Annotated in this window: 11 protein-coding genes; 7 read left to right on the forward strand and 4 right to left on the reverse strand. The window is 39.1% G+C overall.

Annotated features, from left to right (window positions below; all coding sequences use genetic code 11):
* Positions 1-12 precede the first annotated feature (12 nt).
* From KCV26_01680 to KCV26_01695, 4 genes are all read left to right on the forward strand, one after another.
* A complete protein-coding gene (locus tag KCV26_01680) occupies positions 13-1,461 on the forward strand; it encodes a SusD/RagB family nutrient-binding outer membrane lipoprotein (protein WZX37126.1) in 1,449 nt (482 codons plus the stop codon).
* Between the two features lie 331 nt (positions 1,462-1,792).
* Complete coding sequence (locus KCV26_01685) at positions 1,793-3,472, forward strand: hypothetical protein (GenBank protein WZX37127.1); 1,680 nt, start codon at positions 1,793-1,795, stop codon at positions 3,470-3,472.
* A gap of 180 nt (positions 3,473-3,652) precedes the next feature.
* Complete coding sequence (locus tag KCV26_01690) at positions 3,653-4,048, forward strand: hypothetical protein (GenBank protein ID WZX37128.1); 396 nt, start codon at positions 3,653-3,655, stop codon at positions 4,046-4,048.
* Positions 4,049-4,069: 21 nt separating this feature from the next.
* Positions 4,070-4,525: a helix-turn-helix transcriptional regulator gene (locus KCV26_01695; GenBank protein WZX37129.1), complete on the forward strand. Its 456-nt coding sequence runs from the start codon at positions 4,070-4,072 to the stop codon at positions 4,523-4,525.
* Between the two features lie 201 nt (positions 4,526-4,726).
* Here KCV26_01695 and KCV26_01700 read toward each other — a convergent pair whose 3' ends face one another.
* From KCV26_01700 to KCV26_01715, 4 genes are all read right to left on the reverse strand, one after another.
* Positions 4,727-5,809, reverse strand: coding sequence for a family 43 glycosylhydrolase (locus tag KCV26_01700; protein ID WZX37130.1), 1,083 nt, complete (start codon positions 5,807-5,809; stop codon positions 4,727-4,729).
* Between the two features lie 116 nt (positions 5,810-5,925).
* Positions 5,926-7,758, reverse strand: coding sequence for a RagB/SusD family nutrient uptake outer membrane protein (locus KCV26_01705; GenBank protein ID WZX37131.1), 1,833 nt, complete (start codon positions 7,756-7,758; stop codon positions 5,926-5,928).
* Between the two features lie 25 nt (positions 7,759-7,783).
* Entirely contained in the window at positions 7,784-11,350 is a 3,567-nt protein-coding gene (locus tag KCV26_01710; GenBank protein ID WZX37132.1) for a TonB-dependent receptor, read from the reverse strand.
* 39 nt (positions 11,351-11,389) lie between these two features.
* Positions 11,390-12,508, reverse strand: coding sequence for a hypothetical protein (locus tag KCV26_01715; protein ID WZX37133.1), 1,119 nt, complete (start codon positions 12,506-12,508; stop codon positions 11,390-11,392).
* A 127-nt stretch (positions 12,509-12,635) separates the two neighbouring features.
* Between KCV26_01715 and KCV26_01720 the strand changes: the two genes are divergently transcribed.
* The 3 genes from KCV26_01720 (at position 12,636) to KCV26_01730 (ending at position 15,807) form a co-directional block, all read left to right on the forward strand.
* The gene (locus KCV26_01720) at positions 12,636-13,616 is read left to right on the forward strand and encodes a FecR family protein (GenBank protein ID WZX37134.1); all 981 of its coding nucleotides are present in this window, start codon (positions 12,636-12,638) and stop codon (positions 13,614-13,616) included.
* 228 nt (positions 13,617-13,844) lie between these two features.
* Positions 13,845-14,441, forward strand: coding sequence for an RNA polymerase sigma factor (locus KCV26_01725; GenBank protein WZX37135.1), 597 nt, complete (start codon positions 13,845-13,847; stop codon positions 14,439-14,441).
* A gap of 154 nt (positions 14,442-14,595) precedes the next feature.
* Positions 14,596-15,807, forward strand: a complete 1,212-nt coding sequence (locus KCV26_01730) for a FecR family protein (GenBank protein ID WZX37136.1) — start codon at positions 14,596-14,598, stop codon at positions 15,805-15,807.
* Positions 15,808-15,813 lie beyond the last annotated feature (6 nt).

A 15,813-nucleotide genomic window follows, 5' to 3' on the forward strand; every position in this document is an offset into this window, starting at 1 on the left:
AAGATTTCAATTATGAGGAAACATATTTTAATTATACTGTCGATCGTTTTCCTTGGACTAACAGCTTGTACCGAGGATACACTTGACAAAATCAATAAAGACAGACAACATCCTTCTCCGGATGCGGTTCCTGCATATCTTCAATTGAGTGAAGCAATCATGTCAACAGGATTCAGCACAGTTTCAGGTGATTACGCTTTTTATCTTGCTTCACTCAATGAACAAGAAATTGGCGTAGGCAACAACCAATTAATGAAGGCTGAACTGCGCAATTCGAATGAATGGGCGGCTTCTACTACATTTAATAATGTATGGAATTCTACTTATAGTAATTTATTGAATATTCGTGAAATAATTAGGAAAATAACAACAGAGGTTCCTGGGAATATCGGACAGTACGACCTTTTGGGAATGGCTCAAGTGTTGGAAGCACTTAATTTCGGCATACTGACTGATTTGCATGGAGACATTCCATACAGTGAGGCGTTGCAAGGTCAAGCCAATCTCCAGCCGAAATTGGATGCACAAAAAGATGTATATGCAGGGATTCTCTCCACGCTAGATGCGGCTATCGCCAATTTCGAAAAAGGGAAAACGTTAAAGTCAGCCGGAAAACAAGACATTGCTTTTGCTGGAGACATTAATCAGTGGAAAGCCACGGCCTATGCTCTGAAAGCCCGCTACCTGCTGCACAAGCTAGCTGTGGAACCCAGCGTTTTAGCCCAAGTGGAAGCCAATGCACAAGAAGCAGCGAATTTAGATTTTAAAGGATTTACCATTCGAGAATTTAATGGTGTAACAGCCGATAATCCGTGGAGCGCTTTTGTCTGGAGTCGAAGTTATACGGCTTCATCCCTGACAGTGGCAAATATTATGAAAGCTACAAATGATCCTCGTCTTACGTATTACACAAAAGAAACAGGTAAAGCTTATGAACCTGGAGATGAAAAAACAGCACAAGTTGCGGACGGTAGTTTAGCTTTTCCTGCCTGGTATGATTTAGGCTCACAACCGCTTCATTTGTTCAGCAAATCAGAACTTTATTTTATTCTGGCTGAAGCCCAATTGCGTTTGGATAAGGATGCTACTGCTGCATTCCAGACAGCCATTGAAACTTCTGTTAATGAGATTTTGGAATTATTCGATGATGATACAAGTGCAAGTGAATTTGCAAAATCGTTAGGTACTCCTACACTTAAAAAACTTTTTGAACAAAAATACGTAGCCCAGTCCTATGACGAACAGGTGGAAACCTACAATGACCTCCGCCGCTTGAAAGCAATGGGTGAAACGTATGTGGTATTGACCAATCCGATGAATACCCAAGGCGGTCTCAACCGATATCCGGAACGTTTGCCCTACGGCAATAGCGCCGTCATAGGTAATCCGAATATAAAAACAGCATACGGTGATGGAACTTACATCTATTCTCAAAAAACGTGGATAAACAATAAAGAATAGAGTATATTTTAAAAAAGTTGATTCAAAGAAAAGAATTCACAATCTTACGGAAAGGGTGTATCACAACGTGATTTCACCCTTTTTTATTTATGACCTAAGAACAAATCCAAATATTTACTTCTCAAGAGGTTTATTTTGGGACAGTCTCATTTTTTTTGTCTTTTGAATAATACTTAAAATTCACTACAAGCCCTAAACGTTAAACTTTCAACAAAAACAGCACATCGCAAACTTTACGAAGCTAAAACCAACATTAAATCTGAATCTTGTCCTTTTTATTAAACAAATTCAACAAAAAAAATTATCTTTGCCGTAAATAAACTTCAAGAAAATGCGCTGTTTTATATATATTGCCATTGCGGCGGCTGCTGCAGTGCTTTTCATTTCTTGTAATGGACGGGAAAATGGTGAAATACACAAAATACTTACACAATGGGATAACCTGTTGGAAAAGAATCCCGACGCTATTTCAGACAGCCTGAATACAATTAAACCGCAAACCCTTTCCCGGGAAAACCGTGCTTACTATAACCTGCTCAAAACAATCTCGGACGATAAAACCTATTTTGAATTCACAAGCGACTCGCTGATTAACCGAGTAGTGGACTATTATCACCTCCACGAACCCTACAGCAACAACTATATCCGCGCCCTTACCTACAAAGGCATTGTTCGTACCCGCATGGGGGTAACAGACAGTACTGTATACGAACCTCTAAAGAAGGCCGATCACATATTTCACACACAAAAGAATCCCGATCCAGCAACCGGGTATATCCTTCACTATTTTATGGGGAATACCCATTATTACAACGGTAATTTTGAATTAGCCGGAAAATATTTTCAGGAATCTCTCCATAATGCTAAACTGAAAAACGATTCATTACATATCTTTGATGCCTATTTGGCTATCTATTGGAATGAGATGCGTCAAACCGATTTTGATGCAGGAAAAAAATATGTGGATACTCTATCATTATTTTTTGATAAAATTCCGGATAAAAATCACCTTATTCTAAATGCGCAATCGGTTTATTATGAAGCCACAAAAGAATTTGAAAAAGCATTGGAATGCGATAAAAAATTATTAACGCTAACAAAATCCCAAAAAGAGGACATTGATTTTTCCAGTTTATATTTTGCCGTTTCAGACAGATACAATACATTGAATCAGCTGGATAGTGCCATGTTTTACGGGCAAATAGCTCTTGAAAATATTGTTGATGAAGCCAATAAAGGCAATTATTTATTATATGAGAACGTTGCCAATATTGCCGAAAAACAGCAGAATTACCTTTTGGCCAATACGTACCGGCAAAAAGCTTTTGATCTGTATGAAAAATCGGTGAAAGACCGGTTAAACACCCAGGTCATGGAACTGGAAAAAAAATACGACCTATCCGAGGCTGAAAATATCGCGTTAAGATCGCAACAGAACACGCTTATCATTGCCATTATAGCCTTGTTCCTTGCTATGCTTGCCACTATTTTGATTATGCTGAACGTAAAAAACCGCCGCGAGGCAAAAATAAAGCTGATGCAGTTGGAACACGAAGCCGAAACACGAGCCATCGAAACAAAGTTGCTGGAAGAAGAAGCAAACAAAAGGGACTGGCTTATCCAGCTGTATGGGCACATATCAAACAGGCTTACCTCGCTACAGGAAAATTTCAATACCCTGTCACAACGGTATGTTTCCTCCCATCCTAAGATATACGAAAACATGCACAATATTCTGCATACGGCCGAATCCGATTTGCGGGAAATGCCCAAAAACCTGATACCCGACGAGAATACATTTTCTTTATACACCAATTTATCAATAGAAGCCGCGGAACTTTTCAATGCAAACGAAAAGATCATGCTGATGCTGCTAATTTGCAAGGCAGACAACAGGCAAATATCCACCTTTATGAATACCTCAATAGAAAGTATTCGCGCAAGAAAATCGCAACTGAAGAAAAAATTGACAGAAAACGGGATCGATACCACTCAATTTTTTAATTTTTAGCATGCATTTCTTGCAAAAGCATCGTTTCAAGCTCCTTTGGGAGCGTTAAAATAGACATTACTATAATTATCATTGTCAACCACTTAACCCGAAAATTACCGTTAAAATTCGACCCGGGTATTGTTTTTCTTGTCTGTTGTTTATTAATTTGTGTCTGTAATTCATAATAAAATTATTCCTATGAAAACAAAATTCTTTTATACGATGGCGTTAATCTGCAGCACGCTTTTCTTTTCTTCTTTTGCTGTTACCGAAACAAACAAGGTAAACGACCAGTCCGATAAGATTGGATTCAGCAGGATTGGCGGGACAACCCGTGGAGTAACGGACGTAGAACTTGCTGCCACCACCGATGGTAAAACAACCGTTGCTATATCTGTGGTAGATTTTACCGGCACGGCCGTAGTGCAGATAATCGGAGGAAGAACTTCGGCACAGTATTATTTCGATGTAAACGAAATGGGCTACGAAGTGATAAACATTGGAACATTGAGGGCAGCCACATATACCATTCGCATCATTTTGGACAACGAGGTTTATGAAGGCACCTTTACAAAAGAAGCAGTAGGTAGGTAATCCATTAAAACAAGAGAAGCCATGGTAGATAAATATGTATTTTCCGACGTAAGTACCTGTACGTTTAATTTTTCAGACGGAAAAAGGGCCTTTGTAAAATCATCGCCCAGAAAGGAAATTGTACTGGTAAAATTCATCCCCCACACCTCGAAAAAGAACTCATTTCAGGAAAGTGTGGTCGCTAATTATCCCGAATCCAAAAACGTCAGCGAATTAGCACAAAAATGCAACTACGATTGTCTGAAGACTTTTACCCGACATTTTAAAAAGCACTTCAATCAAACGCCTTATCAATGGATGCTTGACCGCAAAATGGAAGAAGTACAGCACCTGGTATTGGAGTCGGATCTGTCGATATCCGATATTGCAAAAATATGCGGTTTCAACAACCTGACACACTTGGTGAATGCCTACTCCAGCAAGTTCGGCATCCCGCCTTTCAGAAACAGGATGCAGGAAAACAAAAATGCAATTTGATTAATTTGCAAAAAGGAGTAGTTATTGTTGCGCAATTTTCATGAAACAAAAAAAACGTCCGGTTATACAAAACCCGTACGAACTATTCTTCTTATAAATTCAACTAAACTTCATTGTGGATGTAATCAATGCAAGGCCGTCCCATAATCAACCATGGGACGGCCTTTTCTAGATGTAAAAAGCAACTTTTGTTACTGGCAGCTATTTTTCTCCATTCTTGAAAACGGGTGACCGGGATACAGACGATGCCGCACAGTTGGTGATATAGGGCCATCCATCGCTGCTCCACTGTATCCGGTCGAGCATGAGCTGGCGCCCCTTATCAATTTTAGACTTCTGCCAGGCATGGTAAAAAAACCAGTCGTTACCGTTATCATCTGTTATAATCTCAGAGTTATGTCCTGTTCCGGCAAAAAGATTATTGCTTTGTAAAATAACCTCGTTATAACTTTCGTTATTTTTCATAGGAGTTCCGTTCTTACCCACATAAGGGCCTGCTAAATTTTTGGAACGCCCCACCACTACACGATAGGTACTCTTGGCTTCACTACAGCATGTGCCGGTGGATCCGAATAAATAATAGTAGCTTCCACGCTTATGTATCATAATACCTTCAACCAAAGGACCAGCAATTTTGTCGGACATCGTTCCCGGCTTAATGGAGAGGCCATCATTGCTTAACTCCACATAACGGATGCCTCCTTCATAACTACCTGTGCCAAAGCTACCCCATAAAAGATACTTCTTCCCGTTCTCTTCAAAAAAGCAGGGATCTATACATTGCATATTACCGGTGTTATAGTCGAGCAGCTTCCCCTGATCGGTAAATGGCCCTGCAGGGGTATCGCTTACGGCAACGCCGATGCTGCTGTTTTTTGGGCTGTCCCAATGTCCCAGGCTATAGTAAAGTACATACTTTCCGTCAATATAGTTTATATCAGGTGCCCATACACGCGTATTGGGCTGCCAATCCGGCTTTTCGGTAAAAGCTGAACCTACGAATGTCCACTGCATCATATTAGATGACTTATAAATAGGCATAAAGGCATATTCCTGCTGTGTTGCATAGAGATAGAAAAATCCGTCCTTTGCTCGAATCACAGATGGGTCAGGCAACTGTTTCCCCACTACCGGGTTAGAAAAAGATATTGGATTGGAATTTGTATCACCACCTTTGTTCCCATTGTCGCCGTCATCAGGTTTGCCCGGCAGTTCACCTGAACCGCCTGAGCAACCTATCACAACACACAATAATATTACAAATAAAAATATTGTTTTTTTCATTCAATAATTTTTTTCATTATAACTTATGAAACTCGCAAACAATCATGTTATTGGATGTAATTGTTTAAATGTTAGTTCCATTCGATAATTTTATTTTTTTACTGTTAAAATCAACGTTAATTTATCCAGCCTTCGTTCTGTACAAGATTTGGATTCATCTCCATCTCTTTGGCAGGGATAGGCCAGGTCCAGCATTGATCGCCTAACCAGAACCAGTTATAGGTTGTTTCTCCCCACATTTGCATCAGGCCGTTCCTGTTATTGTCGAACTTCTTGTCTTTCCATACTCCCCAACGAAGCTCGTGAAAATACATAGAATCTTCACCACCCAGCTCCCAATAAAATTCGTTACGAATACGCTTGCGGAGATCTTCCTGCCCGTTAACCTTAGTACCGGGGAATGCATCACTGTTCAACTCAACATGACCGGCACGGCGTCTTACTTCATTCACACAACTAATAGCCTCTGCTGCACGAGCCTCCCCCAATTCGTTCAATGCTTCAGCCTTCAGCAAAAGCACTTCTGCATAACGCAGTAACGGCAAGTCCAATGGATACGTATCGCGTTCGGTATGCTCCAACCCTTCAGGAACAAATTTTCTCCAGAGATAATACAACTTGTCATTCGTATCGGTACGGATATCGAAAGGAGCAGCATTGTCAGAGCCCCGGTAGGGCCAGCGCAGGGTATAGGTATGTGCCACTCCTGATGCGGCACCGTGATACTGTTCATACGGAGTAATAATAGCCATTTGCAGGCGCGGGTCACGGTCTTGATATGCCTTTCTGATCCGCTCTTCATTGCCGCTTTCCAGATACTTGCTCATATCCGCTCCATAAGCGGCCATACGTTCTTTCTCTTTTGGAGTAAGCCCATCACGCAAAAAGAATACAACACGTTCCTTATCTTTCATTGCACTATATCCTTCAATATAGTTGTCCCAGTTGAATTTTTCGCCATTTGCTGTTTCAAATGATTCCACAAATCGAGGGTTAGGCAAATAATTATTCCACATCGAACCAGCTGTACAACGATTGCCATAAGTAACGTTTCTACTGTTTCCATATCCGTATTGATTGATGCACTGTACAGAAAAAATCATTTCCTCACATTGTTCATTGGCAATTTTAAGCAGTTTTTTGTAACTGTCTTTCCCTTGATTAAAGATCCCAAATCCACAATTACCTACAGCGTTGAAGTCGTTAACAGCCTCCTCCCAGTTTTTCTGCCACATATATGCCAAGCCGCGTAATGTGTAGGCTGCTCCTTTTGTTGCACGCCCATATTCTGGATCTCCCGAATTATACTTATCGGGAAAGTGCGATTCGTTTATACAGTCTGTCAGGTCCTGTATTACTGCATCCCACACATCAGCTTCAGAAGAACGGGACTTGTTACCGTTTTCCGGGCTTGTTATAGCATTCATATATAAAGGAACCCCCTTGTAAAGAGTATTCAGCCTCATATAGGTAAATGCGCGAATGAATTTACATTCTGCAATGGAGCGTTGCTTCTCTTCCTCAGTCATATCGGGCACCTTGCTGATGTTGTCTATAACATCATTGGCGCGAAAGATAAAGGTGTAGTAACGTCTGTATATATCACTGAACAAGCCACTGGAAGGAGTAGCAGCACCAGTGCAGTTTGGCATTCGTTTAATCCAGTTTTTATCAGTATCCATAATAGAAGAATATGCATCCCATGGAATACGATGGGAGTCAAGTAAGCCGGAACCGGAAGGGGGGCAATATTGATCAAGAAAAACATTATACACACCCCTTACAGCCTGGCGTGCCAGGCTTGCTTTGGTCCAGATATTATTGCCATTTACATTATTCGTCGGCGTGGTATCTAAAAAGTCAGATTCACATCCGGCAAACGGCAAAAAAAGCAGAACAAAAAATAGACATTTTACCAGTTTCCGATATATTATTATTTTGCTTTTCATAATGAAATTATTTTTAAAATTTATTTTAGAATGTAATATTTACTCCAAAAGCATATTGACGCATTGTAGAGTAGCCGATATCAGTACGCATTTCGGGATCCATCCCTTCAAAACCGGTAATGGTAAACAGGTTTTCACCTGATGCAAAGAATCGTATATCTTGCGCATATACTTTTTTCGACATCGTCTCAGGCAGAGTATAGCCAAGAGTCAGGTTCTTCAGTTTAAGATAGTCTCCTTTTTGCAGGTGAACAGACGAGTGTCTCATCCCGCTTTGATCGCTACCCGAGTTATTAGTAAGACGCGGGTTTTTGGATGTTATGTTAGTACGAACATCGTCCGGATTTTTAGGATCGAAGAAATAGTGATCGTTCGCAATCTTTTCCCCGATGGCATACCCTTTGATGGTAGCACTGCTGTTCAAGGCCAAACGATAATAGTAGAGGCTGAATCCCGCTGCTCCAGACCAGTTCATTGAGAGGTCGAAGCCTTTCCAGTTTGCGCTGGCCTGAAAACCAAAGTTGTATTTAGGCACGTTTGAACTTCCCTGAAAATCATTGTCTGCATCGTTACCATACACACCATCCTCATTTAAATCGGCGTAGATATAATCTCCATACCAGATACCATTCTTGCTGACATTCTGCCGCGGGTAAAACTGATAACCGGCATCAACCATTGCCCTTATCCATTTCATGTCATCAACAGTACGAATCATACCGTCTTTGGGCCCACCATTAATATTTACGGTACCATCAGCATTAAAGTGATTCCCGTTGCCATTGTATGGTTGAAGCATATAGCATTCATTAATAATCTTACCTTCAATCACACGGGTGATACCTCCGGTTGATACATCTCCAATATTGCTTTGATAAAACCGGTTTCCCTTTTCGTCTGTCATCCAGCCTCTTTTAAGTTCACCTTTGTATTTGCTTACTTCATTCTTATTGTAAGCAAAGTTCCCCGATACTCGATAATTCACCTTACCGATGCGGTCTTGCCAGTTTAATGTCATTTCAATTCCACGGTTCGTCACTTCCGCGATATTCTGACGCGGGCCACTGGCAGTTCCCATTACCATATACATATCGGGACGGTATAATATTCCATCGGTTACTTTATTATAATAGTCTGCCTCAAATATCAGCCGGTTGTTAAATGTAGCAAAATCGACCCCTATATTCGTAATTGCCGTACTTTCCCACTCAAGCAGGTTATTTGAGATAGATGTCACTGCCAAGCCATTGCTGAGGGTTCTGCCAAATGCGTATTTGGCGGAGTTGTAAACAGATTGCCATTCATAGTTTCCAATGGCGTTATTCCCCAATTTTCCCCATGAAACACGCAGTTTAAGATTATCGACGGGAAGTTCCTCCATAAACGCTTCTTCACTTATGCGCCATCCGGCAGAAACTGACGGAAATAACCCCCAACGATTATCGGGCGAAAAGCGTGAAGAACCATCGTAACGCATGTTTGCTTCAAATAAATAGCGGTTATCAAATGCATAATTTATACGTCCAAAATATGAACGTGAAGTAAACTCATCACCTGTGCCGTTAATGTCTGAAGGGGTAGTAGCCGAACTCGGATCACCTACCGATGCATCAATGAGTCCCAACTTGGTTGTGTTTGTTACTCTCTTCATAAAGCGCTCTTCTTCAAACCCCATCAAAGCACTCACATCATGCTTGTCAAATGTCTGGTTATATTTGAGTAGTTGAGTAAGCTTCCAGTCATTCTCACGAATATATCCCATGCGTGTGTACAGATCGGCAGGATCTTTCAGAGATGCAATCCACTGGTCACTCTTAAAACTATATTTCCCATAATCAGTATCTACAGCCATAAATTCATGGCGATAGTCTTTATAGTTTAAGTTGATATCGTATGATAAATTTTCCAAAAACTTTATATTGGTATAGAAGGTAGTAAACATTTGCGTATTCTTGATATGTCCTTCCGACTGAGCCATATCCCACAAAGGGTTATGTGACTGAGGATCTTCCTCATTTGCTTCGGGGGCACCATACTTCCCGTCATAAAAGGGATAAACCCCCGGTACCATTTTTTGGGTAGTAATATTTCTGAGTGAATTTGTATCGCTCTTCTTCTGATCTGTGTGATAGCCCCACATACGGGTACCGATACGCAACCATTTAGTAATATCTGAATATACATTTGTGCGCATAAAGTATCGCTGATACCCTGTGTTCTTTATTAAGCCCGGGTTATCGATATAAGATACTGAGAGATTATAACCTGTGCGCCCCTCCTGTCCTGTAACCGACAAAGAATGTTTCATCATCCAATCGTTGCTGTATATCTCATCATACCAATCGGTATTAGGATAAGCTACGTAATTAGGGTATCCTGATAGTGAAATTCCATTCGGATCTTTCTCTGCTTCACGCCATTCATTTATAGTTATTTCACTAAAGGGAGCTGATTCGCCAATATTAATTGCCGATTCATTCATTAACTCCATGTATTTTGCATAATTAGATACAGTCTTAATTAATTTGGTAGGCTGGTTGAGAGACAATAATGTATTGTAAGACACACTCACTTTGCCGGCCTTCCCGGTTTTGGTTGCCACAAGAATAACACCATTTGCCCCTCTATTACCATAGATGGCACATGATGCAGCATCCTTCAAAATTGAAATTGAGGCGATATCGTTTGGATCTACGTTATTCAAACTTTGCTCCATTCCATCTACCAGTACAAGCGGTGAAGAACTGTTCAGTGTACCCACGCCACGAATATTGAATGAGAAACCTTCTCCATATGGAGTCCCTGAGCCCTGCATTGCCTGCAACCCGGCAGTCATACCGCTCAGTGCCTGTGAAGCACTGACCAGGGGACGTGAACGGGATTCTTTTTCCAGATTTACTGTAGCTACCGATCCGGTGAGATTGACTTTTTTCTGCGTGCCGTAACCTACTACCACTACTTCGGAAAGAAGAGCAACATCTTCATCCAATACAATATTGAAAGTGGTTTTGCCGGCGGTCAGTCCAACTTTTTGTGTTGCATAGCCAATATATGAAGCCTGTATTGTTTTTGTATCTGCCGGTATCTCCAGTTCGAACCTGCCATTTGCATTTGTCACTGTACCGGTATTAGTACCCGGAATAGTTAACGTAACACCAATAAGAGGTTCATTATTTGGATCTGTTACAATACCGTTGATACGTCTTTTTTCATTCGAATTTTGTTTTACAGAGCGGGTAATGATAATATGATCACCTTTAACTTTGTATTCCAATTCCTGCCCTTGCAATATTTGATTTAGAGCTTCTCTAGCAGTTTGATTATTAACCCTTACGGTTATTTTACGTGATAAATCAATATCGTTCTTCTCATAAACAAGGAATACATTTCCCTTAACCTCCAATTCTTGTAGTGCTTCGCGTACTGTTGTGCTCTGCAAATTCAGGGTCACTTGCTTCAAAGCGTCTCCATTGTCGGTAGTTGTAATTAATGTCGCACTCTGCAAATGCAGGTCATCCTTCTCCGCATAGATTGACAGTGGAAGCAACGCTGCCAATAAGACGAAAAACAAGTGTTTAATAATTTTACTCATTGATATTTGTTTTAGTATTTTGAACTGATTGTTAATTTTTTATTTAAACATCATCCAGGATTGTGTAGTCCCTTCCTGGTCGGGATTCTTAATTTTACCGGTTAGCTCCCAGTCGTACCTTCCTGCGGTCTTTCCTAAAGGTATTCCTCTTTCGCTATCTTTAATGACAACCGGTGCAAAATAACTTTCTCCGAAAACAATCGCATCTGTACAGCCTACCTCTTGCAAGGCTACGGCCACTTCACGCAATGAAGAACCATCGCTGGGAGTATTCCAATTCACCTTTTCGTTTTTAACCATATTATAGGTATTGCTGAATCGGTTGCTTACAAAAAACACCAGATCACCATCGGGGGTGATTCCTGCTGCACGCCTGCTCATGGGAACTCCGTCTACAACAGGTATAGAGCGGTCTGATATCCACGGATTACTTCCATTGATATGGCCCGACAAAGCAGCGTTTCGTATTGGAGTATGCCTTCCTTCATTTGTAGCAAAAGTCTGATATGACGCTTTATTTTCAGCACCAATCATTACCGATCCTCCCTGCAAAGGATAAGAATAGCCGCTGACAGCAGTTACAGGAGTCCAGGGTGTTCCATTCGAAACCTGTTTGTTTGTCCCTCCGTTTGAGAATTTATACAGTACATTGTCAAATACTTCAGCATATGATATTTCTGCTTTTCCTTCGGCCGAAATACCCAATGTCCCCGGACAGTTTTTGATTGCTGTGGCCGGATTGTATCCGATATGCGGTGCAGACAACAGTTGATTGTCGTTCAATGCAAGGCAATAGAATGTAGGCGACCATAACTGGCCTGACAATCCCGGAATAAATAGAGAATAGTCTGTATTTGACTCCATAATAGCCGTTGTACGATGTGCAGGGCTTGGCATATCCCATCCCCCTTTGTCAATACTCATATCCCAGCTAACTTTCATGTTGATTTTTCCTGCAGGAATAGTAATCAGCCATCCTTTATTCCCGTTTCTGCCATGTAGATTATTATTTTCATAAATCTGCATGAAATCTGGAATAACAATGCCGGCGTACTGATTTTTCAAATCTGCAGTAACATTTCTCCAGTTATCCCCGGCATTAATAATGCCGTTTACTGCACTAACCAAATAGTCTTTGTTATATCTTCCCTTTATCATTTTTTTTATGATGAATATGTTTAATTAATATTAAATGCCATAAAATTCACTATACTTACTATAATGAAAAACTGTCTTATCTGTGACACAGATATAGTTTTCAAAAGAAAATTAAGTTTATGATTATATGAAAGAAGAATTTGAAAAATTGATATATGATTTTCTTTCCGGAAACATTGCCAAGAAAGATCTACACAAGTTGAATGACTGGGTGCACGCAAGCACGGAAAATAAAAAACATTTTGAAAAGCTGAAACACATCTGGCTTTTATCTTCCGGGCATGATACTAACCATTTTTATGCTGAAGGTGCATACGCCAGATTTTTGGAGCGGATTCGCAAAAAGGAGGTTACTAAAAGAAAGGATAGGCTTGTTAGATATGCCGGGTATGCAGCAGCTATAATTTTACTATTGGTCACTACCACACTAATAACCAACGTATTTAAGGACACTCCTGAAAATTTGCTTATCTCTGAGGTATATGCCCCTCGAAAATCTAAATTAAAAATGAAGCTACCCGATGGTTCCGTTGTTTGGTTGAACGCCGACTCTAAATTATCATACTCTGAGAAATTTGGCAGGAATAACCGTAATATTCAATTAACAGGAGAAGGATACTTCGAAGTACAACATGGAGAATATCCATTTATTGTACAAACAGACTCCACACAAATTAGAGTTTTAGGCACAAAGTTCAATATCAAGAATTACAGTGACGAGGATTATATGAAAATTTCGCTGCTGGAGGGGTCTATAGCTTTATCAGGTGCTAATAAGGAGTACATAATGAAACCCAATCAAACAATATCTTTTAATAAAGTAAATCAGATTTATACACTGGCTGAAAACGCCGACTATGCTGAGCAATGGATTAATAATAAAGTTTTTTGGGATGAAATCCCTTTATTAACAATTTCCAAAGAGCTCGAACGACAGTTTGATGTGGCATTTTCATTTGAATCTGAGGGCCTTGAGAGTTTAGTTTTCCACGGGAGCTTCATTATTGAAACAAATAATCTGGAAGAGATACTTGGAATAATGGCAGAAACAAATAAATTTAAGTATTCAATTAAAAAAAACAAAGTTTATATCTTTAATGGCAAATAAAATGACTTCCTCTTGAAAAAAGTTGACTCTTGAAACAGCGGGGGCAAAAATGAAAAACAGATATTAAATCAATCAATACAAGGAAAATACACAGGTAGAAAGTCGAATGCAACTTTTATTTAAACTTTTGAACATATATTTGTATTTTTGCATGACATTTATATAGTCAAATGTAAGCAGCACAATTGTTGACTTTTTTCAGCAAGTGTATTAAAGGGTTTTGTACGTATGCCAAGTTGTGGAAATATTGCGGAAATATACAATAATTATGTGGATGACATGTATACTTACGCCATTTATTTAGGTTTTAAAGAATACGATATCATCGATGCTATACAAGATGTTTTTGTCAATCTATGTGAACTAAATAGAGATATAAAAAAGATCTCAAACATAAAATTCTATTTATTTAAATCTCTTCGCAACAGGCTGATAGATTTATATAAAAAAGAGAGCTTCACAATAACCTTCAACAATTCGACTCTACTTGACACTCTTTTTACTGATACTCAAAACACACCGGAAAGCAGGTTAATTAAAGGGGAAGAGTCAGATGAGATCGAAAAAAAGATTGAAGAAATGCTTTCTCTCTTATCTCCGCGACAAAGAGAAATCATCTATCTTCACTTTATTCAGGAACAGGATTATAAACATGTAGCGGAGATAATGGATATTAATTATGATAATTGCCGTAAATTGGTATATAAAGCCTTGTTAACCTTACGTAATAAATACGATGGTATAATATTTATTATTTATTTCACATACTTGATATATGAATTATCCACAGCGCCATTTCATTTCCCTTCTCCTCTTCTGCAATAGTGAACTATTCTTCTGGATTTTGTATGCAAAGGATGTGGATTTGTTAATTTATCATTATTTTTACTAAATACAGGCGACATTCCCAAGTTTTATCTGTCTTGTTAATACGTTATAAAATCTTTAAATAGTTTTATCAACAAAATTTTCCCCAATTATGATAAGCAATAGTCGCCCTTTTCATAAAACTCATTCTGAATTGCTACGAGATAAAAAATATCTATTGTGGCGATTTTCTCCTTCAAGAGAATTAGACAGATATTGGAATGTATTGATAAAACAAAATCTTGAATTACAGAAGGAAATTGATATTGCTGATGGATACCTGAAAAAAAAGTCTTTTCCAAAAAGATATCTCAAAGTAGAGAAAAAAGAAAAAATCCTTCAGGAGATATTATTTTCAGTACAGCAAAAAAGAAAAAACAAAGAGAAAAAGAGAGAGAGAATCCTAAGATTAGTAAGTTACGGGACAGTAGCTTCAATTCTGCTATTAATAGGAATGTTTATATATCAAATATCTCAATCTGGCTCCACCGGACAAATATCAATCTATCAAAATGAGACTGAAAGTATTCAGCTTATAACTACTGGTAAGACAACATTGTTTGATAAAAATATCAGTTTGCAAATTGATAAAATGGGTATAGCAAGAATCCCAGATGATAACAAAGGGGGAGAGGTTGAAATTGCAATGAGCAAGAATGGGCTCAATAAACTTATAGTACCTTACGGAAAACGTACAACAGTTACCCTCTACGACGGAACAAAGATTTGGCTCAATTCAGGTTCTACACTGACCTTCCCTTCAGAGTTCGAAGAAAATAAGCGCGAAATATCAATAACAGGCGAGATGTATATAGAAGTGGCTGAAAATAAAAAAGCACCTTTTTTTGTTAAAACATCCGATTTTTGTGTCAGCGTGTTAGGAACAAAATTTTGTATTTCGGCGTATGAAAAACAGCCACAGACTGTTGTACTAGCGGAAGGCAAAGTGAATTTAATGGCAAAAAAAACAAAAAAAGATATAGATTTTCTGCTTATGCCAAACGAAATGGCATTACTCAATAACAATCACTCATTTAGCAAGCGTCAGGTTGATGCATCGCAATATATCACCTGGACTAAAGGGTATATAATACTTAATGAAACGCCCGTAGAGGATTTATTGAATTACATAGCACGAAATTATAATTTCTCGTTAAAATGTACAAATGCTACAAACCTGAAAGGTCTTACATGCAATGGGAAACTATATCTTTCTGATAATATAGACAATGTAATGAAATCAATCGCAATACTATCTAACACAACATATAAGAAAGAAAATAACACAATTTACATAAGAAATAATAAAAAGATCGCAAAATAGATTACA

Source organism: Petrimonas sulfuriphila (assembly GCA_038561985.1).
In the GTDB taxonomy this organism is placed as follows: domain Bacteria; phylum Bacteroidota; class Bacteroidia; order Bacteroidales; family Dysgonomonadaceae; genus Petrimonas; species Petrimonas sulfuriphila.

Coding starts and splice junctions, on each gene's coding strand:
- KCV26_01685 (WZX37127.1), top strand. CDS start 1,793: ATGCGCTGTTTTATATATATTGCCATTGCGGCGGCTGCTGCAGTGCTT.
- KCV26_01720 (WZX37134.1), top strand. CDS start 12,636: ATGAAAGAAGAATTTGAAAAATTGATATATGATTTTCTTTCCGGAAAC.
- KCV26_01700 (WZX37130.1), bottom strand. CDS start 5,809: ATGAAAAAAACAATATTTTTATTTGTAATATTATTGTGTGTTGTGATA.
- KCV26_01725 (WZX37135.1), top strand. CDS start 13,845: ATGCCAAGTTGTGGAAATATTGCGGAAATATACAATAATTATGTGGAT.
- KCV26_01730 (WZX37136.1), top strand. CDS start 14,596: ATGATAAGCAATAGTCGCCCTTTTCATAAAACTCATTCTGAATTGCTA.
- KCV26_01710 (WZX37132.1), bottom strand. CDS start 11,350: ATGAGTAAAATTATTAAACACTTGTTTTTCGTCTTATTGGCAGCGTTG.
- KCV26_01715 (WZX37133.1), bottom strand. CDS start 12,508: ATGATAAAGGGAAGATATAACAAAGACTATTTGGTTAGTGCAGTAAAC.
- KCV26_01680 (WZX37126.1), top strand. CDS start 13: ATGAGGAAACATATTTTAATTATACTGTCGATCGTTTTCCTTGGACTA.
- KCV26_01705 (WZX37131.1), bottom strand. CDS start 7,758: ATGAAAAGCAAAATAATAATATATCGGAAACTGGTAAAATGTCTATTT.
- KCV26_01695 (WZX37129.1), top strand. CDS start 4,070: ATGGTAGATAAATATGTATTTTCCGACGTAAGTACCTGTACGTTTAAT.
- KCV26_01690 (WZX37128.1), top strand. CDS start 3,653: ATGAAAACAAAATTCTTTTATACGATGGCGTTAATCTGCAGCACGCTT.